The 24036-nt window shown below is 61.8% G+C and carries 21 protein-coding genes; 12 read left to right on the top strand and 9 right to left on the bottom strand.

What is annotated here, in order from left to right:
- Positions 1–42: 42 nt before the first annotated feature.
- The 4 genes from BS630_RS17605 to BS630_RS17590 all read left to right on the top strand — a co-directional run bounded on the left by BS630_RS17605 (position 43) and on the right by BS630_RS17590 (position 2594).
- Entirely contained in the window at positions 43–801 is a 759-nt protein-coding gene (locus BS630_RS17605) for a carbon-nitrogen hydrolase family protein (RefSeq protein WP_077978415.1), read from the top strand.
- 13 nt (positions 802–814) lie between these two features.
- Entirely contained in the window at positions 815–1309 is a 495-nt protein-coding gene (locus tag BS630_RS17600; RefSeq protein WP_077978414.1) for a GNAT family N-acetyltransferase, read from the top strand.
- A 53-nt stretch (positions 1310–1362) separates the two neighbouring features.
- Positions 1363–1872 (top strand): GNAT family N-acetyltransferase, encoded by a 510-nt coding sequence (locus BS630_RS17595; protein ID WP_077978413.1) that lies wholly within the window; start codon positions 1363–1365, stop codon positions 1870–1872.
- A 104-nt stretch (positions 1873–1976) separates the two neighbouring features.
- Entirely contained in the window at positions 1977–2594 is a 618-nt protein-coding gene (locus BS630_RS17590; RefSeq protein WP_077978412.1) for a class I SAM-dependent methyltransferase, read from the top strand.
- Positions 2595–2603: 9 nt separating this feature from the next.
- On the opposite strand, the gene BS630_RS17585 is transcribed toward BS630_RS17590, so the two are convergent.
- From BS630_RS17585 to BS630_RS17575, 3 genes are read right to left on the bottom strand one after another with little or no spacing between them, the layout of a single operon-like run.
- The gene (locus tag BS630_RS17585) at positions 2604–3149 is read right to left on the bottom strand and encodes an AAA family ATPase (protein ID WP_077979214.1); all 546 of its coding nucleotides are present in this window, start codon (positions 3147–3149) and stop codon (positions 2604–2606) included.
- Between the two features lie 15 nt (positions 3150–3164).
- Positions 3165–4241, bottom strand: coding sequence for a D-alanine--D-alanine ligase family protein (locus BS630_RS17580; RefSeq protein WP_025394897.1), 1077 nt, complete (start codon positions 4239–4241; stop codon positions 3165–3167).
- Between the two features lie 33 nt (positions 4242–4274).
- Positions 4275–4889 (bottom strand): C39 family peptidase, encoded by a 615-nt coding sequence (locus BS630_RS17575; protein ID WP_077978411.1) that lies wholly within the window; start codon positions 4887–4889, stop codon positions 4275–4277.
- Between the two features lie 175 nt (positions 4890–5064).
- On the opposite strand from BS630_RS17575, the gene BS630_RS17570 reads away from it, so the two are divergent.
- Positions 5065–5973 (top strand): LysR family transcriptional regulator, encoded by a 909-nt coding sequence (locus tag BS630_RS17570; protein ID WP_077978410.1) that lies wholly within the window; start codon positions 5065–5067, stop codon positions 5971–5973.
- A 395-nt stretch (positions 5974–6368) separates the two neighbouring features.
- Entirely contained in the window at positions 6369–8885 is a 2517-nt protein-coding gene (gene leuS, locus BS630_RS17565; RefSeq protein ID WP_077978409.1) for a leucine--tRNA ligase, read from the top strand.
- Between the two features lie 154 nt (positions 8886–9039).
- On the opposite strand, the gene BS630_RS17560 is transcribed toward leuS, so the two are convergent.
- From BS630_RS17560 to BS630_RS17535, 6 genes are all read right to left on the bottom strand, one after another.
- The gene (locus BS630_RS17560) at positions 9040–10155 is read right to left on the bottom strand and encodes a TRAP transporter substrate-binding protein (protein ID WP_077978408.1); all 1116 of its coding nucleotides are present in this window, start codon (positions 10153–10155) and stop codon (positions 9040–9042) included.
- Between the two features lie 30 nt (positions 10156–10185).
- Positions 10186–11766, bottom strand: coding sequence for a TRAP transporter large permease (locus BS630_RS17555; RefSeq protein ID WP_077978407.1), 1581 nt, complete (start codon positions 11764–11766; stop codon positions 10186–10188).
- Between the two features lie 16 nt (positions 11767–11782).
- The gene (locus tag BS630_RS17550) at positions 11783–12331 is read right to left on the bottom strand and encodes a TRAP transporter small permease subunit (protein WP_077978406.1); all 549 of its coding nucleotides are present in this window, start codon (positions 12329–12331) and stop codon (positions 11783–11785) included.
- Between the two features lie 101 nt (positions 12332–12432).
- The gene (gene mctR, locus BS630_RS17545; protein ID WP_020050312.1) at positions 12433–13095 is read right to left on the bottom strand and encodes a two-component system response regulator MctR; all 663 of its coding nucleotides are present in this window, start codon (positions 13093–13095) and stop codon (positions 12433–12435) included.
- A complete protein-coding gene (gene mctS / locus BS630_RS17540) occupies positions 13092–14480 on the bottom strand; it encodes a two-component system sensor histidine kinase MctS (protein ID WP_077978405.1) in 1389 nt (462 codons plus the stop codon). The genes mctR and mctS overlap by 4 nt, the downstream gene beginning before the upstream one ends.
- Positions 14481–14566: 86 nt before the next feature.
- Complete coding sequence (locus tag BS630_RS17535) at positions 14567–15610, bottom strand: LacI family transcriptional regulator (RefSeq protein ID WP_077978404.1); 1044 nt, start codon at positions 15608–15610, stop codon at positions 14567–14569.
- A 456-nt stretch (positions 15611–16066) separates the two neighbouring features.
- Between BS630_RS17535 and BS630_RS17530 the strand changes: the two genes are divergently transcribed.
- The 6 genes from BS630_RS17530 to BS630_RS17505 all read left to right on the top strand — a co-directional run bounded on the left by BS630_RS17530 (position 16067) and on the right by BS630_RS17505 (position 24031).
- Positions 16067–17302 carry an ABC transporter substrate-binding protein gene (locus BS630_RS17530; RefSeq protein ID WP_025394888.1) on the top strand — a complete coding sequence of 412 codons (1236 nt, stop codon included), beginning with the start codon at positions 16067–16069 and terminating at the stop codon, positions 17300–17302.
- A 179-nt stretch (positions 17303–17481) separates the two neighbouring features.
- Entirely contained in the window at positions 17482–18387 is a 906-nt protein-coding gene (locus BS630_RS17525; protein WP_012757807.1) for a carbohydrate ABC transporter permease, read from the top strand.
- Positions 18380–19324 (top strand): carbohydrate ABC transporter permease, encoded by a 945-nt coding sequence (locus tag BS630_RS17520; RefSeq protein ID WP_017960808.1) that lies wholly within the window; start codon positions 18380–18382, stop codon positions 19322–19324. The genes BS630_RS17525 and BS630_RS17520 overlap by 8 nt, the downstream gene beginning before the upstream one ends.
- A 4-nt stretch (positions 19325–19328) precedes the next feature.
- Complete coding sequence (locus BS630_RS17515; protein WP_183594399.1) at positions 19329–20420, top strand: ABC transporter ATP-binding protein; 1092 nt, start codon at positions 19329–19331, stop codon at positions 20418–20420.
- 352 nt (positions 20421–20772) lie between these two features.
- Positions 20773–23232 carry a beta-mannosidase gene (locus BS630_RS17510; protein WP_077978403.1) on the top strand — a complete coding sequence of 820 codons (2460 nt, stop codon included), beginning with the start codon at positions 20773–20775 and terminating at the stop codon, positions 23230–23232.
- 37 nt (positions 23233–23269) lie between these two features.
- Positions 23270–24031, top strand: coding sequence for a sugar phosphate isomerase/epimerase family protein (locus BS630_RS17505; protein WP_077978402.1), 762 nt, complete (start codon positions 23270–23272; stop codon positions 24029–24031).
- Positions 24032–24036 lie beyond the last annotated feature (5 nt).

The following is a 24036-nucleotide window of genomic DNA, read 5'->3' as shown; positions in this document are numbered from 1 at the left end:
GCCTTTTGCTGAGATGCCGCGACCGAAAACCCGGAGGTCTAAGTGACGAGCATTCGGATAGCCGCCGCGCAGACGTCGGAATTTCGGGAGAATGTCGGGGCGGCCTTGGATTATGCGGTTAGGGTTGCGGCGCGCGCCGAGGCTGATGGCATGGCCCTGCTGGTCTTTCCAGAAGGTTTTCTGCAGGGCTACCTGACCGATGAAGCATCGGCGCGACGGGTTGCCCTCGATCTCGCATCGGCCGAGTTCGCGGCGGTCCTGGATCGGTTGCCGAAGTCCGGACCGGTGCTGGTCATGGGGCTGATCGAGATCGATGATGGGCGATTGTTCAACACCGCCGTCGTCGTCGAGCGCGGCGTTCTCCTCGGTCGCTACCGGAAAACCCACCTGCTGCCCGGCGAACAGGCTTTCGAGGCAGGAAAGGACAGCCCGCTCTTTGCGATCGGTGCCCTGCGCTTCGGGATCAACATCTGCTACGACACCAATTTTCCGGAAGCGGCCGCAAAGGTCGCCGCGTCTGGCGCGTCGCTGATCCTATGCCTGTCCAACAACATGATGCCACGGGAGAAGGCGGAAATATTCAAGCCGCTGCATAATGCCGTTCGCGGTGAAAGATGCCGTGAGACAGGCCTGTGGCTGATATCGTCCGACGTAACGGGTGAGCGCGACGGGCGCATCGCCTGGGGACCGACGGCCGTGCTGAACCGGCAAGGGCATGTCGTGGCGCAGCTCCCGCTGGAGGAGCCCGGCTTGCTGGTCTTCGACTTTCCCTGCATAGCATCTGCGAGCTATCACGTTTGAGGAGTTGACAGAGATGTTCATCCGAGACGAAACGCCTGATGATATCGATGCGATCCATGATCTGACCTCGACCGCCTTCAAGCCGATGCCCTACAGCGACGGTACGGAAGCGGAGATTGTGCGAAGACTTCGCGCGGCGGGCGATCTCAAGATATCGCTGGTCGCCGAACAGGATGGCGAGATGCTCGGGCATGTGGCGTTTTCGCCGGTGACGATCGACGGTGCGCATGACGGCTGGTTCGGGTTGGGGCCGATATCGGTCAAGCCGGAGAGACAGCGGCAGGGTATCGGCAAGGCGCTGATTGCCAGGGGTCTCGAACTGCTGAACGAGATGGGCGCCAGCGGATGCGCCCTGATCGGCAATCCCGAGATCTACAGCCGTGTCGGTTTCAGCTGCGATGGACTGCTGAAGTATCTCGACCTCGATACGCGGCTCGTGCAGAGGATTGTCTTTCGCGGATCTCCGCCAAGCGGGACGTTGCAATTCGCCCCGGCATTTGAAAGCTAGAATTTCCTTCAGCGGCCGAAAATCCAAACACAACCTGACAGAGAAGTGACGACATGTCCGAAGCGGGCGCGATGACCATTCGAACCGAGCGTCTCAAGCTCCGCATGCCCTATATCGACGATTTCGCCGCCTATGCTGAGATCATGGCGTCGCCGCGATCCGTCGGAATGGGAGGCCCGTTCGATCTGCGCGCGGCGTGGGGGATGTTCTGTCACGACGTGGCTCTCTGGCAGCTTTTCGGGCACGGAGCGCTGATGATCGAGCTTGGCGAAACCGGCGAATGCGTCGGTCAGGTGGGGATCAATCACGGACCGCTCTTTCCCGAAAAGGAATTGGGCTGGTTCGTCTACGAGGGATACGAGGGCAGAGGCTATGCGACCGAAGCGGCGCTCGCGCTGCGCAACTGGGCCTTCGCAACGCTCAAGCTGCCGTCGCTCGTCAGCTATATCGCTCCCGGCAATGCGGCATCCATTGCCGTTGCGGAGCGGCTGGGCGCGCGTCTCGATTCCATAGCATCCCGAACTGATCCTGCCGATCTCGTTTATCGTCACGTCGCTGCCTGAAACGCGGAACATGGTCTTGGGCGCACTGTGATTGGTTAGAGACGTCTCAGTCCTTACATGTTGATCGGTTAGAATATTGGGCTCTGCGAGAGGTGGGACATCGGATGACTGGCGAGAAGCGGGAACACTGGGACGAGGTCTACTGCACGAAATCTGCCGACAGCGTCAGCTGGTATCAGCCGACGCCCGGGCCTTCCTTGCGGGCGATTGACGAGCTGCAACTGCCGGTCACGGCCTCACTGATCGATGTGGGCGGCGGCGCATCGAGCCTTGTCGACCGTCTTGTCGAGCGCGGGTGGTCCGACCTCACCGTCCTCGACATCGCCGCGCCGGCGCTCGAAGTCGCCAAGGCGCGGCTGCGGGATGAAGCCGCCCGCATCGCCTGGGTGGTTGCCGACGTCACTTCATGGCAGCCCGACCGCCATTACGATGTGTGGCACGACCGCGCCGTCTTTCACTTTCTCACCGAGCCCGAGCAGCGGCTGGCCTATCGCCGCGCGCTCGAAACCGGCACGGCGCCTGGCAGCGGCGTGATCGTCGCGACCTTCGCGCCGGACGGGCCGGAACGGTGCAGCGGCTTGCCGGTCCAGCGTTACGACGCGGTGGCGCTTGCGATCGAATTCTCGTCCACCTTCGCGCTTCAGCGTGACTGGCGGGAGGAACACACGACACCCGGCGGCGGCCGGCAGTCGTTCCAGTGGTGCGTTTTTCGCAGGCGCTGACGATCTCGTCTACTGCTGCCTCGTTTCCCGAGGGAGGCAGTCGAGGATGAAATCCGCCCGGTCGGCGACCGCGATTTTCGGCAGCATGACGACGTCGTAGCCGAGCGTCGGATAGACGGCGACAAGTCGATCATATTCCGCGACCGCCTCGTCGAAGCCATGGCGCCGCTCGGGGTCGGTCGTGTAGATTTCGGGCCATGGCGGCGTGAGAAAAACCCTCGGTTGATAGCGATGAGCGGCGCTCAATTTTTCCAGGACCGGTTCTCCGGTCAGGTGCTGCAGCGCTGCCGCGGCATCGATCAGCCCGCGATCAAAAAACGTCCAGCCGGCTTGCTCACGCGCAGCCTTGTGATCGGCGATCGCCATCTCGATCGCGCTGCGGGCAAACGCCGCCATGTCGGCCCAGGGCAGGGCGGTGCCGCCGCTCTCGATCTCCTGCTTGACGATCCGTCGGCCGGGCTCTTCGACGACGGCATGACCGCGTGCAGCAAGCTCAGCAAGCATCGTCGATTTTCCGCCGCCGGAACATCCCGAAATCAAGACCGACCCGTTCATCTTCAAGCTCCCGTCTCAGGCGGCTCGTCGGGCGCGCGCCAGGCCGTGGTCCACCAGTCGGTCGATGATTTCGGCGTAGGTGACGCCGCTTGCCGCCATCGCCTTGGAATACATGCTGATATCGGTGAAGCCGGGGATGGTGTTGATTTCATTGACGAGGAACTGCATGTCATCCGTCAGGAAGAAATCTATGCGGGCCATGCCGTCGCAGCCGACCGCCCGGAAGGCTCTTGCGGCCACGTCGCGCATGGCGGTCTCGACCTCCTGCGGCAGTTCGGCCGGCACTTTCAACGCCGCACCTTTCTCGTCGATATATTTGGCATCGTAGCTATAGAAGTCGTGGCTTTCCGCCGGCACGATCTCGCCCGGCCGGGAGACGAAGAGTTCTCCTGCCGCATCCTCGAGCACACTGAATTCGATCTCGCGGCCGCGCACGAATTCCTCGGCGAGCAGCGTGCGATCGTGGCGGAAGGCCTCAGTAAGGGCGGGTGCGAATTCCTGGCTGGCATGGACCTTGGCGACACCGACCGACGATCCCTGGCGCGCAGGCTTGATGAAGAGCGGCAGGCCGAGCTCGCCTTCCAAGGCTGCCAGTGAAGGGGCGGCGCCCTCATGGATCGTCACCGCGCGCGCCACCGGCAGGCCCGCCGCCCTCAGCAGGCGTTTGGCGATGTCCTTGTCGAGCGCCGTGGCCGAACCGAGGATGCCGCAACCGGCGAGTGGAACGCGGGCCACCTCCGCCGTGCCCTGTACCGATCCGTCTTCGCCATGCTGGCCGTGAAGGACAGGAAACAGGATGTCGACCTTTGCTAGGTCATGCGGCGCGCCATGAGTTGGGATCGCCAGCACCCGGCCGCGCCCACCCGGCACCAGGCAGATTTCCGTGCCTGATGAAGGTGTCGCCAGCACGCCATCCTCAAAACTGCTCAGCAGCCACTGTCCGTCGCGCGTGATGAAGACGGGGACTGCGTCGTATTTCTCGGGCATGAGCGCGCCCATGACATTGGTTGCCGAGAGCACGGAAACTTCATGCTCGGCCGAGCGGCCACCGAAGAGCACGGCAATGCGCAGCCTGTTTGGGGATGGGGTCATGAAAGCCTCCGAAACGATTTGGTGTGAAAAGGGTCAGGCGTCGACCGATATGCCGCGATTGGCGAAGAAGCGGTCGAATACGGCAAGCGGCAGCGTCACGTCAGCCTGGCTCGCCTCGTCATGGCCGGACGGGTTGTGAAAGCGGATTATCTCGTCGCTGGCTGCCGTCACCAGAACCAGGTGTCCGCTCTTCGAGGGCGGTTCTCGCTCCGGCCAGCGGATGCCCGAGTACACCGAGGCGATGAAGAACCGGCGCTTCGCGAGATGCTCGGGAATGGCTGACGTCTCGACGCCGGTCATCATCTCCGCGCTAAGGCCGAAACGCTCGGCGGCGAAGCGGACGAAGGGCGCGTAGATAAGGCCTTTGATCGAGGCATCGATCTCGTTGACGACATAACCGCCATAGACGGTGCAGGCGCGGGCAAGCTCGAGTGTCGGATGGATCTCGCCGCGGGCAGCAAGAATCATTTTCAGGCAGGCCATGCCGCAGACATTGACCGCCCAGCGCGCATATTCCTCGATCGTCGCGGCCCCAGAATGGCGCCAGAGCGGATCGCGCAGCAGAGCCTGCCATCCCTCGGCAAGCACCGGCAGTGTCATGCCGGGTGTTTCCCATTGGCTGAAATAGGGCACGCCGCTCTGCTGCATCCTGTCGATATCCCCCGTGACTCGTCTCATGAGATGGCGGGTAATCTTGGCTTTTTTCAAACCGATGCCCCGCTTGCGAATCCAAGGCTAAGGTGCAGTTTTCTTCAGGTCCACTTAATTAAAATAAGCATATAGATTAGAAATTATGGCTGATTGATCAACCGGAGAAACGGGCTTGGATTTCTTCCGATTGCGCACACTTCGCGAGCTCTCGCGCCGCGAGACGATGGCTGCGGTCGCCGACGCGCTCGGCATTTCCTCATCGGCCGTTTCCCAGCAGATCGCCCAACTGGAGGACGAAGTTGGAATCCCGCTCGTCGAGCGGCGCGGGCGAGGGGTGACGCTGACACCGGCCGGACAGCGGCTCGTTGTGCATGCCGACCGGATATTCGGCATTGTCGAGGAAGCCAAGACCGATATTGCCGAGTTGCAGAATATCGTCGCGGGCGACCTGAGGATCGCCGCCCAACCCTCCGCTGCTTCCTCCTTCATTCCCGCCGCGATGCGCCAACTCGCCATCGACCATCCGCATCTCGACATCGTCATGACGACGATGGGACCTGCCGAAGGCGTGGCAGCGCTCCGGGGCTGGCAGGCCGATATCGTCATTGCCGACGACATATCCTTCGATCCGCATACGCTGGAGGGCACGGCCGACACGCTGTTCCTGTGCCGCGACCAGCTCTTCGTGCTTCTGCCCGCTGGCCACAGGCTGGAGAGCGAGCCCGTCATCGAACTCGCACAGCTGAGGGATGAACATTGGGCGCTCGACGTCGCCTCCAGCGCCTATTCCATGGCCATCCGCAAGGCCTGCCGCGACATCGGTTTCGAGCCCGTCATCAACGGCTTTAGCGACAGCTTCGAAGTGGTGTTCGCACTGGTGGAAGCCGGGTGCTCGATTTCGGTGATGCCCGGCCTGGCGCTCAGAGATTTCGGCGGAACGCTGGTCGTCAAGCCCTTGGTGCCATCCGTTTGCCGTGGCATCCATGCGATTACCCGGCGCGGCGAGGTGCGCAACCCGAAGGTCGCGGCGGTGCTCGATCAGCTGGTGAGGAGTGCGCCGCGGGATTTGAACAGATCCTGATTTTCACGCGAATGCACTCTTGGCAGGAGCGATCATATCGGGCACTCTTGGCTCATGATTATGGCAACTCAAGCAGCAGACGCTCGCGCACGCGACGCACGACTTACCACCACGGCCTCCTGATCGGAGCCGGGTTAACACTGTCGTTTGCTTTCTCCTTATTTGCCTTGAGCCACCGTCCATGGACACCAGATCGTTTCCAAAGCCACATCGCGCTTTTTTTGTCCGGAGCGTCGCGCAGACGTCCTACGCCGCAACTCCGCGCGCGTTTCGACTTAGCCGCGGCTGCCGGACGTCACCGGAGCACCGGCAGCCGTAGCTGCTCCTGAACCACAGAACACCTCCCATTTTCAGGACACGCCGCCGCCAGAGCCGGCCGGCGCCAGGAGCGATGCATGCCTTATGATCCCAGGACGATCGAACCGAAGTGGCAGGCCTATTGGGCCGAGCACCGTATTTTTCGAGCGGAAATCGATCCAGCCAGACCGAAATTCTACGCGCTCGACATGTTTCCGTATCCTTCAGGCGCAGGCCTGCATGTCGGCCATCCCCTTGGCTACACGGCCACCGACATCATGTGCCGTTACAAACGCATGTGCGGCTTCAACGTCCTGCATCCGATGGGATGGGACAGTTTCGGCCTGCCGGCGGAGCGCCACGCGATGCGGACTGGTGTGCATCCCGATATCACGACGAAGCGCAATATCGAGACGTTTCGCGGGCAGGTGCAGAGGCTGGGCTTCTCCTATGACTGGAGCCGCGAGTTTGCCACCACCGATCCCGCCTATGTGCGCTGGACGCAGTGGATCTTCCTGAAGCTGTTCGAGAAGGGCCTCGCCTATCAGGCGGAGGTCGCGGTCAACTGGTGCCCGGCCCAGAACGCGGTGCTTGCCGACGAGGAGGTCAAGGACGGGCGTTATGTCGAGACCGGCGATCCCGTCATTCGCCGCAGGATGCGCCAGTGGATGCTGCGCATCACGGCCTATGCCGATCGGCTGCTGCAGGGATTGGATGGCCTCGACTGGCCCGAAAACCTGAAAATCATGCAGCGCAACTGGATCGGACGCTTCGAGGGCGCCGAAATCCGGTTTCCGCTCGAGCACGGCAAAGTGGTCATCACCGTCTTCACGACGCGCCCCGAGACCCTGTTCGGAGCAAGCTATATCGTGCTCGCGCCGGAGCATCCCGCTGTCGCCACCACCGTTACGCCGGAAGCCCGAGAGGCGGTTGCCGCCTATATCGCCGAGGCCGAAGGATTGGAGGAAGCGACGCGTACCGATGCTGGGCGCGAGAAGACCGGCGTCTTCACCGGCGCCTATGCCGTCAATCCCGCCACCGCCGCCCGGCTGCCGATCTGGGTGGCCGATTACGTCCTGGCGGGCTACGGCACCGGCGCCTTGATGGCGGTGCCGGCCAATGATGCGCGGGACCACGCCTTTGCCTGCGCGCAGGGCCTGCCGATCATTCGCGTGATCGACAGTGCGGACGATATCGAAAAGGCGGCGTTTGAGGGCGAGGGGAGGATGGTCAATTCCGGCTTCCTGAATGGTCTGGCCTCGCCGGAGGCTAGGAAAGCCATCATCGCCTGGCTGCAGGCGAACGCCGCGGGCTGGCCTAAGGTCACCTATCGCCTGCGTGATTGGCTGTTTTCTCGCCAGCGCTATTGGGGCGAGCCGATACCGGTGCTGCATCTGGCGGACGGCTCGGTGATGCCGCTGCCCGAGGAATGCCTGCCGCTGCTGCCGCCTGAACTCAACGACTACGCTCCGACGCCGGATGGCGAACCGCCGCTTGCCCGTGCGCAGGCCTGGGTCGAAACGATCGTGCCGGGTACCGACGTTCCGGCACGGCGGGAGACTAATACGATGCCGCAATGGGCGGGCTCCTGCTGGTATTATCTCAGGTTCCTTGATCCGGAGAACACCGCCGAACCCGTCGGGCGCGAGGCCGAGCGCTATTGGATGCCGGTCGATCTCTATGTCGGCGGTGCCGAGCATGCGGTTCTGCATCTGCTCTATGCCCGCTTCTGGCACAAGGTGCTCTACGATATTGGCGTCGTTTCGACGGAAGAGCCGTTCGAGCGGCTGTTCAACCAGGGCATGATCCTTGCCCATTCCTACCGCGATGCGGCAGGCCGGTATTACGCGCCGTCTTCCGTCGTCGAAGGGAAGGGCAGATGGTTCGCCGGGCCGGTCGAGGTGCAGCGCGCCGTCGAGAAGATGTCGAAGTCGCAGTTGAACGTCGTCAATCCCGACGATGTCGTCGAACAGTTCGGGGCCGACGCGTTGCGGCTGTACGAGATGTTCATGGGGCCGCTGGATGCGGCAAAGCCCTGGCAGACCGCCGGCGTGATCGGCGTGCGCCGGTTTCTGGAGCGCGCCTGGCGCATCGTCTGCGACGAGCGTGACGAACTCTCGCTGGCAGCGGGGGAGGAAACTGCGAGCCCGCAGCTTCTGCGCTTGCGCCACCAGACGGTGAAGGCCGTGACCTCGGATATCGAAGCAATGCGGTTCAACACCGCCATTGCCCGGCTGATGGAGCTGGCCAACGCGCTGACGGCGGAGATCGTGCGACCGCAGGAGGTCGTCGAGACGTTCGTGCTGTTGCTGTCACCTTTTGCGCCTCACATCGCGGAGGAATTATGGGGCAAGCTCGGTCATCGGGGAACGCTGACATGGGTTTCCTGGCCGGCCTTCGACCCTGCAATGATCGAGATGGAGACCCGAGAATACGTGGTGCAGATCAACGGCAAGGTTCGCCACCGCTTCGAAGCCGCCGCCGATCTTGGCGAGGCGCTGCTCGCAGCCGTGCGATCCGACCCTGCCGTCATAGCCTTGCTCGACGGCAGAATGGTGGTCAAGGAAATCGTGGTCCCGGGGCGACTGGTGAATTTCGTCGTCGAAGACGCGTGATGCCGCCAGCCAATCGTCGGATTGAGCCTCGACGGTCGGTTCTCGCCAGCCGCGGCGGCCGGACTTCTTAAACACCCCCCACGAATCACAACCCCCGGATTTCTCCGGGGGTCTGGCAGCAGTCCGAGGCCGGGCATTGCGCCCGGCCTCCACGTCATTTCCCGGCGGCCTGCGCGGCATACATATAGCTGTCGTAGCTGTATTCGGCGACGCGGAACCATTCGAAGGATTCGTCGCGGAATTTTTTCCAGCCGGGATAGATCTTCGCCCAGGCGGGGTGCTTCTCTCCGTATTCCGCATAGAGTTCGAAGGAGGCCTTGTAGGCGGCGTCCATGACGTCGCGCGGTAGCGGGCGGAGCTTGACGCCCTTGCCGACGAGCGAGCGGATCGCGGTGGTGTTCTTGACGTCGTAGAGCGACTGCATGTTGACGTTGGCCGATTTGCAGGCGGCGTCGAGTGCGGCCTTGTAGGCATCCGGCAGGGCTTCGTACTGGGCCTTGTTGATGAAGAAGTGGATAGTCAGGCCGCCTTCCCAGTAAGCCGGGTAGTAGTAGTTCGGAGCGATCTGATAGAAGCCGAGACGTTCGTCGTCATAGGGGCCGATCCACTCTGCCGCATCGATCGTGCCGCGCTCGAGGGCGGGGTAGATGTCGCCGCCCGGCAGCTGCTGCGGGATAACGCCGAGCCTTGACATGACCTCGCCGGCAACGCCCGCGATGCGCATCTTGACGCCCTTGAGATCGGCGACGCTCTTAATTTCCTTGCGGAACCAGCCACCCATCTGGGCGCCGGTGGCGCCACCCGGAATGCCGACCACGCCATAGTCTGCGAGGAACTCGTTATAGGCCTCGTTGCCGCCGCCGTGATAGAGCCAGGCATTCTGCTGGCGGCCGTTGAGGCCGAAGGGAATGGTCGAGCCGATCGCGAATGTCGGATCCTTGCCGGTGAAATAATAGCCGCAGGTGTGCGCGATTTCGACCGTATTGGCCTTGACCGCGTCGATCGCCTGCGGACCGGGAACCAGTTCGCCGGCCTGGAAGACCTGGATCTGGAACTTGCCCTCGGTGATCTTCGACAGAGCATCGGCCATGACGACCGCGCCGCCATAGATGGTGTCGAGATTGTTCGGGAAGCCTGATGTCAGGCGCCATTTGATCGTCGGCAGTTCCTGCGCAACGGCAGGTGCTGCAAGGGCTGCGCCGGCCACCGTGGCTGCGCCGCCGATCGCGCCTTTCGTCAGAAAGTTACGGCGATTGATCGGGTTGGTCATTTCGTCCTCCTCGGGTGATTAATGGGGCATTCATTTTGCAGGTTCTGCAGGCGGCTCGCCGAAGCTTGGCGTCGGCGATCCGAAATCCGGGGCCGGGGCGCCGAATGATGGAGCTGCCGGCTCGCCGGTGGAAGGCTCGGGCGCGCCGAACGGCTGGGTAGGGGTGCCGAATGGGTTTTCTCCGCCTTGGCCTGGCATCGGCACGTTGAGCTGAATCGTCGAGGGATCGACGGTCACCTGTCCCGCCTTGTAGTGGGTGACGAGGCCGGGGAAGGCGATGACGATGGTGACCATGACCAGCTGGATCGCCAGGAAGGGCAGGGAACCCATGTAAATCTGGCCAGATGTGACCGGCTGTATCGTCGCGCCGGTGATTCGGTCCTTGTATGCGCGGCTCGGGGCGACCGATCTCAGATAGAAGAGCGAGAAGCCGAAGGGCGGATGCATGAACGAGGTCTGCATGTTGATCGCCAGCATCACGCCGAACCAGATCAGATCGATCCCGAGCGCGTCGGCGACGGGCGCCAGCAGCGGGATGATGATGAAGGCCAGCTCGAAATAATCGAGGAAAAAGGCGAGAAAGAACACCAGCAGGTTGGCGACGATCAGGAAGCCGACCTCGCCGCCGGGGATCGACGTCATCAGGTGCTCGACCCAGACATGGCCGTTGACGCCGTAGAAGGTCAGCGAAAAGACGCGGGCGCCAAGCAGGATGAAGATCACGAAGGACGAGAGCTTGGCGGTCGCGTAGAGCGCCGACTTGATCATCGTGAGATCGAGACGACGGTTGAATGCCGCAAGCAGCAGTGCTCCAACCGCGCCCATGGCGCCGCCTTCCGTCGGCGTCGCCAGGCCGATGAAGATCGTGCCGAGAACCAGGAATATCAGGACGAGCGGCGGGACGAGGGAGGTGACGACCTTGCCGAGCAGCTTCCATCCGCGCAGGGATCGGGCTTCCGGCGGCAGTGCGGGAACGCTTGCCGGGCGAATGAACGACATGACGATGATGTAGCCGGCATAGGCGGCGACGAGCAGGAGGCCGGGAACAAGCGCGCCCTTGTACATGTCGCCGACGGACCTGCCGAGCTGGTCGGCGAGAATGATCAGCACCAGGCTCGGCGGGATGATCTGCGCCAATGTTCCGGAGGCCGCGATCGTGCCGGCGGCGACACGCCGGTCATAACCGTAGCGCAGCATGATCGGCAGCGAGATCAGGCCCATCGAGATGACGGAGGCAGCAACCACACCTGTCGTCGCCGCCAATATCGCGCCGACGAAGATCACGGCAAAGGCGAGGCCACCGCGGATCGGGCCGAAAAGCTGGCCGATCGTGTCGAGCAGGTCTTCGGCCATGCCGCTTCGCTCGAGGATTAGGCCCATGAAGGTGAAGAAGGGGATGGCGAGCAGTGTCTCGTTCGACATCTGGCCGAAGATGCGATCCGGGATCGCGCCGAAGAGGTTGATCGGCAGCAGGCCCATCTCGATGCCGATGAAGCCGAACACGAAGCCGACGAAGGCGAGCGCGAAGGCGACGGGATAGCCGAGCAGCAGCACGACGATCAGCGACAGGAACATGATCGGCGCGAGGTTTTCCGCGAAGAAGGCAAACATAGGGATGTTCCTGGATTTAGAGCGCTTGTGCTTCGGCGTCGGCCAAGGCGACGGCGTCAGGCATTGCCCCGGTGAGGATGGCGATGCGCTTGATGAGTTCGGACAGACCCTGCAGGGCAAGCAGCCCGAACCCTGCCGGGATCAGGGCCCATACCGGCCAGAGGATCAGGCCGCCGGTGTTGTTCGACACCTCGCCGCTCTGGAATTTGGCGACCACGATCGGCCAGGACAGATAGATCGTCACCAGGCAGAAGGGCAGCAGGAAGAAGATCGTGCCGAAAACCTCGACCCAGAGCTGCGCGCGGCGCGGCAAATGACCGTAGACCAGATCGACCTTGACGTGTTCGCTGCCGAGCAGCGTCCAGGCGGCGGCGATGAGGAAAGCCGCCGAGAACAGATACCATTGCGCCTCGAGCCAGGCGTTCGAGCTGAGATTGAAGAGCTTGCGGGTCGTCGCGTTGACGGCGCTGATCAGCACGGCGGCGAGCAGCAGCCAGGAGACAGCCTTGCCCAAAAAGGTGTTCAACGCGTCGATCGCACGCGATAGCGTCAGTAAGCCAGACATCGAATAATCCTCCCGACGGCAGCACGAAGCGCGCCGTCCGCCAAGTGCTATCGGCGTGCGGAGATCCGAACAAGGAGCCGTTCCGGGCAAAAACCGATAGCCTACCCAGTAGTGGGTATGTCTGCCTCCGGGGAGGTGAGGCCGTTGTCGATCGCGAAACGAACGAGGCCGGCCGTCGTGGCGATGCCGAGTTTTTTCTTGATCTTCTTGCGGTGCGTCTCCGCCGTGGCTTCGGAAATGCCGAGCGATTGGGCGATGTCGCGGTTGCTCCGGCCGGCTGCGATCAGCAGCAGGACGTCATGTTCGCGGGTTGTCAGAGGCACCGGCGATGCATTCGACCGCTTTTCGAGCAAGACCTCGGAAACGCCTGACGAGAAATAGGTCTTCCCCGAAGCGACCGCCTCGATGGCGGAGACGATCTCATCGGTGGAGACGTCCTTGAGGATGTAGCCGGCGGCGCCATGAAGCACCGAGGTCGAGATATATTCCCGGCTGTCGTGCATCGAAAGCATCAGGATACGCGTTCGCGGCAGGCTCTCCCTGAAGAGCTCGATGGCGTCTATTCCGCTCAGCTGCGGCATGTTTATGTCCATCAGGACGACATCGGGCCTGGTGCGCAATGCGAGCTCCAGTCCGGTACGCGCCATGCCGGCTGTGCCGACGACCTCGATGTGATCATAGGTCTTCAACAGCGCTTCCAGCCCCTCCAGGACGAGCGGGTGGTTGTCCACCAGCAGCACCCTGATGGTTCCCGGCGCGTTCATGCAGCCTCCTTAGCCCCGTCGGGATTTGCCCCGGCGGATTTCGGAAGCATCGCAGTCAGCGTCGTTCCCTCCGATGTGGAGTTGATCAGCAGGACGCCGCCAAAATGCGCCATGCGCTCCTGCATGTTGCGCAGCCCGAGCCCGCCCGTTGGTGAAGCCTGGCTTACCGCGCCATGATCGAAGCCGAGGCCGTTATCGGCAATGATCATCCGAACGCGGCCGCGAACGGTCCAGACCCTGACCGAGCCGGCAGTGGCGCCCGAGTGCTTTTCGATATTGTGAAGCGCTTCCTGGGCGACACGGTAAAGCGCTGTCGCCGCCTCCGGCTTGAGATTGCCGCGGAAGGGCGTGGCATCAAGGGACATGTCGATGCCGGTTCTTTCGGTGAAGGCCGCAAGCAGCGCCTGGAGTGCGGCGGCAAGACCGAGGTCGTCGAGCGCGCGCGGACGAAGATCGTGGGACAGCCGGCGGACCTCCTTGATCGCTCCATTCAGGGCCTCGGCGCCCCGATCGATCGCGCCGGAGGCGTCGTCGCTTTTGCTGCGGACCTTCCTGCTTGCCAGGTCGATCGCATATCTGACGCCGACGAGATTCTGGGAGATGCCGTCATGCAGCTCCCGGGCAAGGCGGGCGCGCTCCTGCTCCTGCGTATCGATGATCCGCTTCGTCAGTTCTTTGAGCTTGCCGTCCGCCATTCGGCGCTCCCTTAGCGTCACCAGCATGCAGGCCGCAAAGACCAGAAGCACGGAGGGAACCGCGATCAGCGCCACGACCATGAAGGTCTTGCGGATATTGGCGCGAAGATCCGCCTTGGCGGCGGCGGTCTGGGCGAAGACGTCGTCGAGATAGACGCCGGTTCCGAGCATCCACTGCCACTTGTCGAGCCCGACGGCGAAAGAGAGCTTGTCCGCCATCTCGCCGGAGGAGGGTTTCTGCCATTTGTACTGATGGAGGCCGCCACCTTCCTTGGCTTTCTCGATCAGGTTGGCGATGACGGGATCGCCGTCCGGATCGACGAGGTCGAGCCAGTTGCGGCCCGGGCGGAACGCCTGCCGGGGGTGGACGATGTTCTTGCCTTCATAGTCGTAGACGAAGAAATAGCCGTCCTTGCCGTAATCGAGCGACGTCAGTATCTCCCGCACCTTCTCCTTGGCCGCCTCGTCTTCAGGCCCGGCCGCATCATAGGTGCTCTGGATCGCCGACAATGCGAGGTTCGTCAGATTGAGCAGCTCGGTTTCCTTGGCTTTCAGCATGTTGCGCTCGAACGTGCCGATACTGCTGCCGACAAGGGTGGCCGACTGCCAGGTGATGAAAGCGGTGACGGTCAAAATCGCGATCACGAGCGGGATGACCGTCAGTGCGATGATCTGATGTCTGAGGTTCATGACGTCTCCTCCGCGCCCGTCCTGCCGCTATATGCAGCAGATTGACCTGGAACCTCAAGCGTTTTGGCATTCGGCGGCGGTGAGCCTTATCTGCCGCTGTTCGGCCAGGTCGGCTGGCTGATGCTCTGCAGCAGCTCCGGCTCGACGCCGTCGATGCGGGCGATGACGGCTTTGGCCATTTCGCGGCCGGCTTGGCGAACGTCTTCCTGGGCGGTGATGATCTCGGGGCGGATCCAGTTCAGGATCGGTACCGATTGCTTGGAGACCATGTCGAGATCGCGGCCGAGCGCCTTGCCGGCGGCCTCGATGCCGGCATTGACGGCGATCGCCGCGCTGCCGGCCGAACAGACGATGCCGTCCGGCGCATTGGCCGAGCGCATCATAACCTCGACGATGTCGCGGATGTCGGCGAGCGGTGCGTCGGTGTTGACGCGCAGCGGCACTTCCTCGGCGCCGTAATCATGCAGGCCGGTCTGGAAGCCGATGCGGATATGGGCGTAGTAGGTGAGCTTACTCGGCGGCTGCAGCAGGGCGATGCGGCGCCGGCCGCGCTTGACGAGCTTTTCCACCGCCTGATGAGCGAAGGCCTCGTTGTCGAAATCGTGGAAGGGGTGGGTGAGACCCGCATCGGTGCGCCCATGCGTGGCAAAGGGCATGCCGCGCTCCGTCAGCAGCCGCACACGCGGATCATCCGGCTCGATGCGGGAGATGATGACGCCGTCCGCCGAGCCGGTATCGAGGATATAGCGCACCGGCTGCATCGGATCCTTGCTGTGGGAATGCGGCGTGATGACGATATGATAGGGCGTGCCGGACAGCACCTCGGAGATGCCGAAGACCATCTGGCTCGAGAACCCCATGATCTCCTCGTCGATGCTGAGAACGAGGGCGATGACGTTGGTCTTGCCGGTGCGCAGGCGCACGCCCGCCCTGTTCGGCTGGTAGCCAAGCTGGCGGGCGACCATGCGCACGCGCTCCTTGGTCTCGGCCCCGATATCCGGCGCATCCTTCAGCGCGCGTGACACCGTCGTCACGCCAAGGCCGGTCATGAAGGCGATCGTCTTCAATGTCGGGCGCTCGCGCGCCGTCGGTGCCGATGCCGCCTGCCCGAAATTTCCCTTGTTTTCCATCCCTGTAAGCCTGCCTCGCGCGAATTGGTGTCGCTTATAGAGGCTTTCTCAAGCGCGCTAAGCCCGCCCACCTGCCAAAATCGCGCCTCCCTAAGGAACGCAATCTGTAACGATACAGTAGAAATGTCGAGGACTTTTTCTTGTGTGCATTGCGGGATGCCACGCATAGGTTGAATCGGCGATTTACGACCCGTTTTTCTGCAGTTGCGAAAAGGACAATCGGCGGCACGCAAACATTGTTCGGAATATATCGTTTAAATCCAATAATTTATACCAGGCAACGCAAGTGCGATGGCGCTTGGTCGAGAATCGATTCAAGGCACGCGAGCGCCAGCCTTTCAACAGGCAGAAGTAGCAACTGTGGTGCTCACGGAAAAATTTGCAGGCGGGCAGTTGCGTGAGGAAATCGATTGATCTAAGTTTTTCCGGCAACGTTTCAGTGAGGGAGGAAAACTCATGAAAATCCGTCTAATGGCAGCCCTGCTTGCCACTTCGGTCGCGCTTCCGCTGGGAGCCGCCAATGCCACCGATCTTGAAGTCACCCACTGGTGGACGTCTGGCGGCGAAGCTGCAGCGGTCGCCGAGCTGGCCAAGGCATTCGACGCCACCGGCAACCACTGGGTCGACGGCGCGATCGCCGGCTCCGGCGGCACTGCTCGCCCGATCATGATCAGCCGCATCACCGGCGGCGACCCGATGGGCGCGACCCAGTTCAACCATGGGCGCCAGGCCGAGGAACTCGTCCAGGCCGGTCTGATGCGCGATCTGACCGACGTGGCGACCGCCGAGAAGTGGAAGGATATCATTCGTCCGTCGAGTCTGCTCGATTCCTGCACCATCGACGGCAAGATCTACTGCGCTCCCGTCAATATCCACTCCTGGCAGTGGTTGTGGCTTTCGAACGCCGCCTTCAAGAAGGCCGGCGTCGAGGTTCCGAAGAATTGGGACGAGTTCGTCGCGGCGGCTCCGGCTCTCGAAAAGGCCGGCATCATTCCGCTCGCCGTCGGCGGTCAGCCGTGGCAGGCGACAGGCGCCTTCGACGTGTTGATGGTCGCGGTTGCCGGCAAGGATACCTTCAACAAGGTCTTCAAGGACAAGGATGCGGAAGTTGCTGCCGGTCCTGAAATCGCCAAGGTGTTCAAGGCCGCCGACGATGCTCGGCGCATGGCCAAAGGCAGCAACGTCCAGGATTGGAACCAGGCCACCAACCTTGTCATCACGGGCAAAGCCGGCGGCCAGATCATGGGCGACTGGGCGCAGGGTGAATTTGCGCTGGCCGGTCAGAAGGCCGGTACCGACTACACCTGCCTGCCGGGCCTCGGCGTGAACGAGATCATCTCGACGGGTGGCGACGCCTTCTACTTCCCGCTGCTGAAGGACGAAGAAAAGTCCAAGGCGCAGGGCGTGCTTGCCAAGACTCTGCTCGATCCCAAGACCCAGGTTGCCTTCAACCTGAAGAAGGGTTCGCTGCCGGTTCGCAGCGACGTCGATCTCGCTGCCGCCAACGATTGCATGAAGAAGGGTCTCGAAATCCTTCAGAAGGGCAACGTGATCCAAGGTACCGACCAGCTGCTTTCGGCCGACAGCCAGAAGCAGAAGGAAGACCTTTTCTCCGAATTCTTCGCCAATCCGTCGATGACGCCGGAAGACGCTCAGAAGCGTTTCGCCGGGATCATCGCTTCTGCTGACTGATCAGCAGACTTGCTGCCTTGCGGTCCGGCTCCCATGGGGCCGGATCGGTCCAGACGGCCGGTGATCGTCCGGAGGGTGGCGGCGTCTCTCCGGTATCTTCAACAGGTTCGGAGATGGGGACGACAGACGGCGTCTTGCCGTTTTGTTACTGTCGCAGTTGCGATTGAGGAGAAGTGTTTATGACGGGTCAAGCGCGAGCAGGCCGGCCAAACAAGTTACTGCGCAATCTGAATGCCAAGATTGCGTCTATCCCGATGATCCTGACAGCGTTGGTGATCTTTGTCGGCGGCACGTTCTGGACGATCTTTTATTCTTTCACCAATTCCAAACTGCTTCCGCGGTTGAGCTTTGTCGGATTCGATCAGTACCAGCGCCTCTGGGCGGCACCCCGCTGGGTGACGGCGATCGAGAACCTGGCGGTCTACGGCATCCTCTCGCTGATCTTCAGCCTCGTGATCGGTTTCATGCTCGCCGCGCTGATGGACCAGAAGATCCGTTTCGAAAACACCTTCCGCACCATCTTTCTTTATCCCTTCGCGCTGTCCTTCATCGTGACGGGCCTCGTCTGGCAATGGGTTCTGAACCCTGACTTCGGCATTCAAGCGGTGGTGCGCTCTATCGGGTGGACGAGCTTCACCTTCAATCCGCTCTATACGCCTGAAATCGTCATCTACGGCATTCTGATCGCGGCGCTGTGGCAGGGAACGGGTCTCGTCATGTGCCTGATGCTTGCCGGCCTCCGCGGCATTGACGAGGACATCTGGAAAGCGGCGCGCGTGGACGGTATTCCGATGTGGAGGACCTATCTCTTCATCGTCATCCCGATGATGCGGCCGGTCTTCATCACCACGATCGTGATCATCGCCTCCGGCATCGTCAAGGTCTACGACCTCGTGGTCGCGCAGACATCGGGCGGACCGGGCATTTCCTCTGAAGTGCCGGCGAAATATGTCTACGACTACATGTTTCAGGCACAGAACCTGGGGCAGGGCTTTGCCGCCTCGACGATGATGCTGGTCACGGTCGCGATCATCATCGTTCCGTGGGCCTATCTGGAATTCGGTGGAGGGCGCAAGCGTGGCTAATATAGAAGCTCTCAACACCGTTGCTGCCGGCATCGACGCCGTTGCGCCGAAGCTTGGCGACGGCCCCAGTGGCCCGAAGCCACGCCCGGCGCTGTCGGCGCGCAACATTATGCTCTACGGTACGCTGATCGTCGCAGCGCTTTACTATCTGCTGCCGCTCTATGTGATGGTCGTGACTTCGCTGAAGGGCATGCCGGAAATTCGTCTCGGCAACATCTTCTCGCCGCCGGTAGAGATCACTTTCGAACCCTGGGTGAAGGCCTGGGCGCAGGCTTGCACCGGCCTGAACTGTGATGGTCTGTCGCGTGGGTTCTGGAACTCGGTTCGCATAACGGTGCCGTCGGTCATCATCTCGATCGCAATCGCCTCGGTGAACGGCTATGCGCTGGCCAACTGGCGCTTCAGGGGATCCGAGCTTTTCTTCTCGATCCTGATCATCGGGGCATTCATTCCCTATCAGGTGATGATCTATCCGATCGTCATCATCCTGCGCGAAATCGGCATCTACGGCACGCTGACCGGCCTCGTCATCGTCCATTCGATCTTCGGCATGCCGATCCTGACGCTGCTCTTCCGCAACTATTTCGTGTCGCTGCCGGAGGAGTTGTTCAAGGCGGCGCGTGTCGACGGGGCGGGCTTCTGGCAGATATTCCTGCGGATCATGCTGCCGATGTCGCTGCCGATTTTCGTCGTCGCGATGATCCTGCAGGTGACCGGCATCTGGAACGACTTCCTGTTCGGCGTGGTTTTCACCCGGCCGGATACCTATCCGATGACAGTGCAGCTCAACAACATCGTCAATTCCGTCCAGGGCGTGAAAGAATACAACGTCAACATGGCGGCAACGATCCTCACCGGTCTGGTGCCGCTCATCGTCTACTTCGTGTCGGGACGGCTTTTCGTCCGCGGCATCGCCGCCGGCGCAGTGAAGGGTTGATCTCATGAATATGAATGCAAGCGTCTCCATCAAGGATCTGTCCCTAAACTTCGGCTCGGTCAGCGTGCTGAAGGATCTCAATCTCGACATCAACGACGGCGAATTCCTGGTGCTGCTCGGCTCGTCCGGCTGCGGCAAGTCGACCTTGCTTAATTGCATCGCCGGCCTGCTCGACGCCTCGGAAGGGCAGATCTTCATCAAGGGCAAGAACGTTACCTGGGAAGAGCCGAAGGACCGGGGCATCGGAATGGTGTTCCAATCCTATGCGCTCTATCCGCAGATGACCGTCGAGAAGAACCTGTCCTTCGGTCTTCGCGTCGCCAAGGTGCCGCAGGCAGAGATCGACAAGCGGGTGGCGCGTGCCTCCGAAATCCTGCAGATTCAGCCCCTCCTGAAGCGCAAGCCGGCCGAGCTTTCCGGCGGTCAGCGCCAGCGCGTGGCGATCGGCCGGGCACTGGTGCGCGACGTCGACGTCTTCCTGTTCGATGAGCCGCTGTCCAACCTCGACGCCAAACTTCGCTCGGAGCTGCGCGTCGAGATCAAGCGTCTGCACCAGTCGCTGAAGAATACAATGATCTACGTCACCCACGACCAGATCGAGGCGCTGACGCTTGCCGACCGCATCGCCATCATGAAGAGCGGCATCATTCAGCAGCTCGACGATCCGACGACGATCTACAACAGGCCGCGCAATCTGTTCGTTGCCGGCTTCATCGGCTCGCCGTCGATGAATTTCCTGCGCGGCGAGCTGGTCAAATCAGGCGACGGCATTGCATTTTCGGCCAACGGCGTCATTTTCTCGCTCGCTGCCTACGACGCTAGCGAGACGCTGCAGCCCGGCCGCAAGGTGGTGCTCGGCGTTCGTCCAGAACACATCAAGGTCAACGAGAATACCGGCGGCGAAGAACATGATGCCACCGTCGATATCGAGGAGCCGATGGGCGCGGACAATCTTCTGTGGCTGAAACATGCCGGTCACACGATGTCGGTACGCGTCAACGGCGCACGCCGCTTCAATGTCGGCGCCAAGGTGAAGCTCAGCTTCGACATGTCGGTCGCCTCGGTCTTCGATGCCGAAACGGAGGACAGGATTTGATTGGCCGTCGGGCCTCCTACCGCTCCTGTCCGCTCCCCTGGCTCCAGCGGAGAAGAAGGGGACCAAGGCGCTGCTACACATCTCTTCTCCCCAGCGGGGAGAAGGTGCCGGCAGGCGGTTGAGGGGGTGAGCGACAACAGGAGCGAATGCACTGAGCGTAAGCGAGGGGCAATGAAGGGTGTGCCGTGTGGCCCCCTCATCCGACCCTTCGGGCCACCTTCTCCCCGCTGGGGAGAAGAGGGGAGCCAAGCCAAGCCGGAACCTCAGTCATCCACCGGACCCTGACGAACGACAGCTACCGGACGACGACCATGCGCCGTCTCTTTCAAAAACGTAAATCGGAAACGATATCGTGACGCATCGATCAACTACTCCCAACATCGACCTTTCCGGTTCGTGGCAGCTCGCCTCTGTCGACGGCGAGATCCGCACAGCGATCATGCTGCCGGGCGACGTGCACACGGCGCTTCACCGGGCAGGACTGATTCCCGATCCTTATTTTGGACGCAACGAGGAAAAGGTGCAGTGGGTCGCCGAGCGCGAATGGGCGGTCGAGCGCAGCTTCACGCTGCAGGAGGTCGAGGGCGACTGGTATCTCGATATCGACTATCTCGACACGGTTGCCAGCGTCCACGTCAACGGCTTTCTGGCGCTCGAAGCCGACAACAGCTTCCGCCGCTATCGGCCCGATGTCTCCAGCATGCTGAAATCAGGCGATAACAGCATCCGCATCGTCTTTGCCTCCAACATCGCCGTCGGCGCTGCGCGACAGAAGCAGCAGCCCTTCTACATTCCTTACAGCACGGGCAACTCGCCGATCCCCGACGGCAACATGCTGCGCAAGCCGCAATGCCATTTCGGCTGGGACTGGAACATTGCCATTGCCCCGCTCGGCCTTTACGGGACGATCGCGCTGAAAAAGCTCGAAACGGCGCGCATCGAACACGTCGTCACCCGCCAGACCCACAATAATGACGGTTCGGTCGATCTCAAAGTGACGGCGACGCTGTTTTCCAAGGGGCCAGATATTGCCCAGGTCTATTTCGACCTTGATGGCGAGCGTGTGCGCCTGGATGTCGGCGTCAACGGCGAGACCCATGTCAACCACCTCTTCCATATCGACAATCCGCGCCTCTGGTGGCCCTCCGGCAGCGGCGAGCAGGCGCTCTACAGGCTTTCCGTCGAATTGCCGACGGATGAGGTGATCAAGCAGATCGGTCTTCGCACCGTCGAACTGGTCACGACGCCGGATGCGGCCGGCAGCCGCTTCGCGTTCAAGGTCAACGGCCGCGAGATCTTCTGCCGCGGCGCCAACTGGATCCCGGCCGACGCGCTGTTTTCGCTCTCTTCGCCTGAGAAGACCGAAGACCTGCTGCAATCGGCCAAAGCCGCCAACATGAACCTGATCCGCGTCTGGGGCGGCGGCTTCTATGAGCAGGATCATTTCTACGATCTCTGCGACCGGCTGGGCCTGATGGTCTGGCAGGACTTCATGTTTGCCTGCAACCTCTATCCCTCGACCGAGGACTTTCTCGACAATGTGACGATCGAGGTCGACTACCAGGTGCGCCGGCTCTCCTCGCATCCCTCGATCGTGCTCTGGTGCGGCGACAACGAACTGGTCGGGGCGCTCACCTGGTTCGAGGAATCGAGGAAGGACCGCGACCGCTATCTCGTTTCCTATGATCGCCTCAACCGCACGATCGAGCAGGCAGTGAAAAAGGCGCTGCCCGGCGCGCTGTGGTGGCCGTCGAGCCCGGCTTCCGGTTATCTCGATTTCGGCGATGCCTGGCATGCGGACGGGTCCGGCGACATGCATTACTGGTCGGTTTGGCACGAGAACAAGTCGTTCGACAATTACCGCTCGGTGCGTCCACGCTTTTGCTCGGAATTCGGTTTCCAGTCCTATACGTCGCTGCCTGTGATCAAGACCTATGCCGAGGCGAAAGACATGAACGTCGCTTCCCCGGTCATGGAGCTGCACCAGAAGAATGCCGGCGGCAACGAGCGCATCGCCGGCACGATGTTCCGTTATTTCCGATTCCCCAAGGATTTTCCGAATTTCGTCTATCTCTCCCAGATCCAGCAGGGGCTGGCGATCAAGACGGCGGTGGAATACTGGCGGTCGCTCAAACCCCATTGTATGGGCACGATCTACTGGCAGCTCAACGACACTTGGCCGGTCGCCTCCTGGTCGAGCCTCGATTATGGCGGCCGCTGGAAGGCGATGCACTATCTCGTCAAGCGCTTCTTCCAGCCGGTCGCGGTCGCTGCCATTCCTTCCGACGACGAGAAGACGATCCGCTTCTCGCTGGTCAACGATACGCTTGCCGATGTCAGCGTCGACCTTTCGATATCGCTGCTGACGACGCAGGGCGAGCGCCGGCACCTGAGAGACGTACAGGCCATATGTTCGCCGGATGCGGCCGTCACAGCGACGAGCATCGACGTTTCCGATATTCCCGAGGGAACGTTGCTTGCCTGGCGTTTCACCGCATCGAACGGCACCGGCGGCGAGGGGCACCATGTCAAAGGTACCTACAAGGCGCTGGAGCTGGAACCTGCAGGGCTGACAGTCACCCATGAATATGTCGAGGAGAATGGTGCCGTCGACATCAACGTCACCGCAAAGGGACTTGCGCTTTTCGTGATGATCGAAACCGAGACCGATGGCAAATATTCCGACAACGCCTTCGATCTTGCGGCCGGCGAGAGCCGCCGCATCACCTTTACCCCGGCACGGCCGCTTGATCGTGGCGCGCTTCCGGAGTTCCGGTTCTACGACCTGTATTCCTGCCAGTCGGCGGATTGATCTTGCAAGAATGGGCACGAGGCCCAAGGAGAACATGATGACGAAACTCAGCTACCAGCTCTATAGCGCCCGCAACTTCCAGCCCTATTCGGCGATCTTCGAAAAGCTCGGCAAGGCTGGCTATGCCGAAGTCGAGGGCTTCGGCGGCATCTATGCCGATCTCGATGATGCCGGGCTGAAGAGCCTTCGCGCCGACCTCGACAAGAATGGCCTGGTCATGGCGACCGGCCATTTCAGCCCTGATTTTCTGGAGAAGGAAGTCGAGAAGTCGCTTGATATTGCCAAGATTCTCGGCATGGATTCGATCTATGCGCCGCATTTGGCCGCTGACCAGCGGCCCTCCGACGCCGCCGGCTGGATCGCCTTCGGCAAGCGTCTGCAGGAGATAGCCAAGCCCTACAAGGCTGCTGGCTACGAATTCGGCTGGCACAATCATGACTTCGAATTCTTCAAGCTGCAGGACGGCTCGCGGCCGATCGAGCGTATCTTCGAAGGCGCGCCCGATATTTCCTGGGAAGCCGATATCGCCTGGGTTATCCGCGGCGGCGCCGATCCCTTCGCCTGGGTCGAGAAGCTTGGGTCCCGCATCACCGCCGTGCACGTCAAGGACATCGCGCCGGCCGGCGAAGCGAAGGACGAGGACGGCTGGGCCGATGTCGGTCACGGCAAGGTTGAGTGGGCCAGGCTGATGACGGCATTGCGCGCCACCAGGGCCAAGCACTACGTCGTCGAACACGATAACCCGAATGACATCGACCGCAACATCAGCCGCTCGATCGCATCCTTCCAGACCTATTGAGGCTT

It is taken from the genome of Rhizobium laguerreae, from assembly GCF_002008165.1.
Lineage (GTDB): Bacteria > Pseudomonadota > Alphaproteobacteria > Rhizobiales > Rhizobiaceae > Rhizobium > Rhizobium laguerreae.
Note: the sequence above shows the minus strand (reverse complement) of the source record. Positions and strands in the feature narration are given on the sequence as shown.

Excerpts from the sequence above, each read along its gene's own strand:
- BS630_RS17600 (WP_077978414.1), top strand. The coding sequence starts at position 815 with ATGTTCATCCGAGACGAAACGCCTGATGATATCGATGCGATCCATGAT.
- BS630_RS17595 (WP_077978413.1), top strand. The coding sequence starts at position 1,363 with ATGTCCGAAGCGGGCGCGATGACCATTCGAACCGAGCGTCTCAAGCTC.
- BS630_RS17590 (WP_077978412.1), top strand. The coding sequence starts at position 1,977 with ATGACTGGCGAGAAGCGGGAACACTGGGACGAGGTCTACTGCACGAAA.
- BS630_RS17585 (WP_077979214.1), bottom strand. The coding sequence starts at position 3,149 with ATGAACGGGTCGGTCTTGATTTCGGGATGTTCCGGCGGCGGAAAATCG.
- BS630_RS17580 (WP_025394897.1), bottom strand. The coding sequence starts at position 4,241 with ATGACCCCATCCCCAAACAGGCTGCGCATTGCCGTGCTCTTCGGTGGC.
- BS630_RS17575 (WP_077978411.1), bottom strand. The coding sequence starts at position 4,889 with ATGCAGCAGAGCGGCGTGCCCTATTTCAGCCAATGGGAAACACCCGGC.
- leuS (WP_077978409.1), top strand. The coding sequence starts at position 6,369 with ATGCCTTATGATCCCAGGACGATCGAACCGAAGTGGCAGGCCTATTGG.
- BS630_RS17560 (WP_077978408.1), bottom strand. The coding sequence starts at position 10,155 with ATGACCAACCCGATCAATCGCCGTAACTTTCTGACGAAAGGCGCGATC.
- BS630_RS17555 (WP_077978407.1), bottom strand. The coding sequence starts at position 11,766 with ATGTTTGCCTTCTTCGCGGAAAACCTCGCGCCGATCATGTTCCTGTCG.
- BS630_RS17550 (WP_077978406.1), bottom strand. The coding sequence starts at position 12,331 with ATGTCTGGCTTACTGACGCTATCGCGTGCGATCGACGCGTTGAACACC.
- mctR (WP_020050312.1), bottom strand. The coding sequence starts at position 13,095 with ATGAACGCGCCGGGAACCATCAGGGTGCTGCTGGTGGACAACCACCCG.
- mctS (WP_077978405.1), bottom strand. The coding sequence starts at position 14,480 with ATGAACCTCAGACATCAGATCATCGCACTGACGGTCATCCCGCTCGTG.
- BS630_RS17535 (WP_077978404.1), bottom strand. The coding sequence starts at position 15,610 with ATGGAAAACAAGGGAAATTTCGGGCAGGCGGCATCGGCACCGACGGCG.
- BS630_RS17530 (WP_025394888.1), top strand. The coding sequence starts at position 16,067 with ATGAAAATCCGTCTAATGGCAGCCCTGCTTGCCACTTCGGTCGCGCTT.
- BS630_RS17525 (WP_012757807.1), top strand. The coding sequence starts at position 17,482 with ATGACGGGTCAAGCGCGAGCAGGCCGGCCAAACAAGTTACTGCGCAAT.
- BS630_RS17515 (WP_183594399.1), top strand. The coding sequence starts at position 19,329 with ATGAATATGAATGCAAGCGTCTCCATCAAGGATCTGTCCCTAAACTTC.
- BS630_RS17505 (WP_077978402.1), top strand. The coding sequence starts at position 23,270 with ATGACGAAACTCAGCTACCAGCTCTATAGCGCCCGCAACTTCCAGCCC.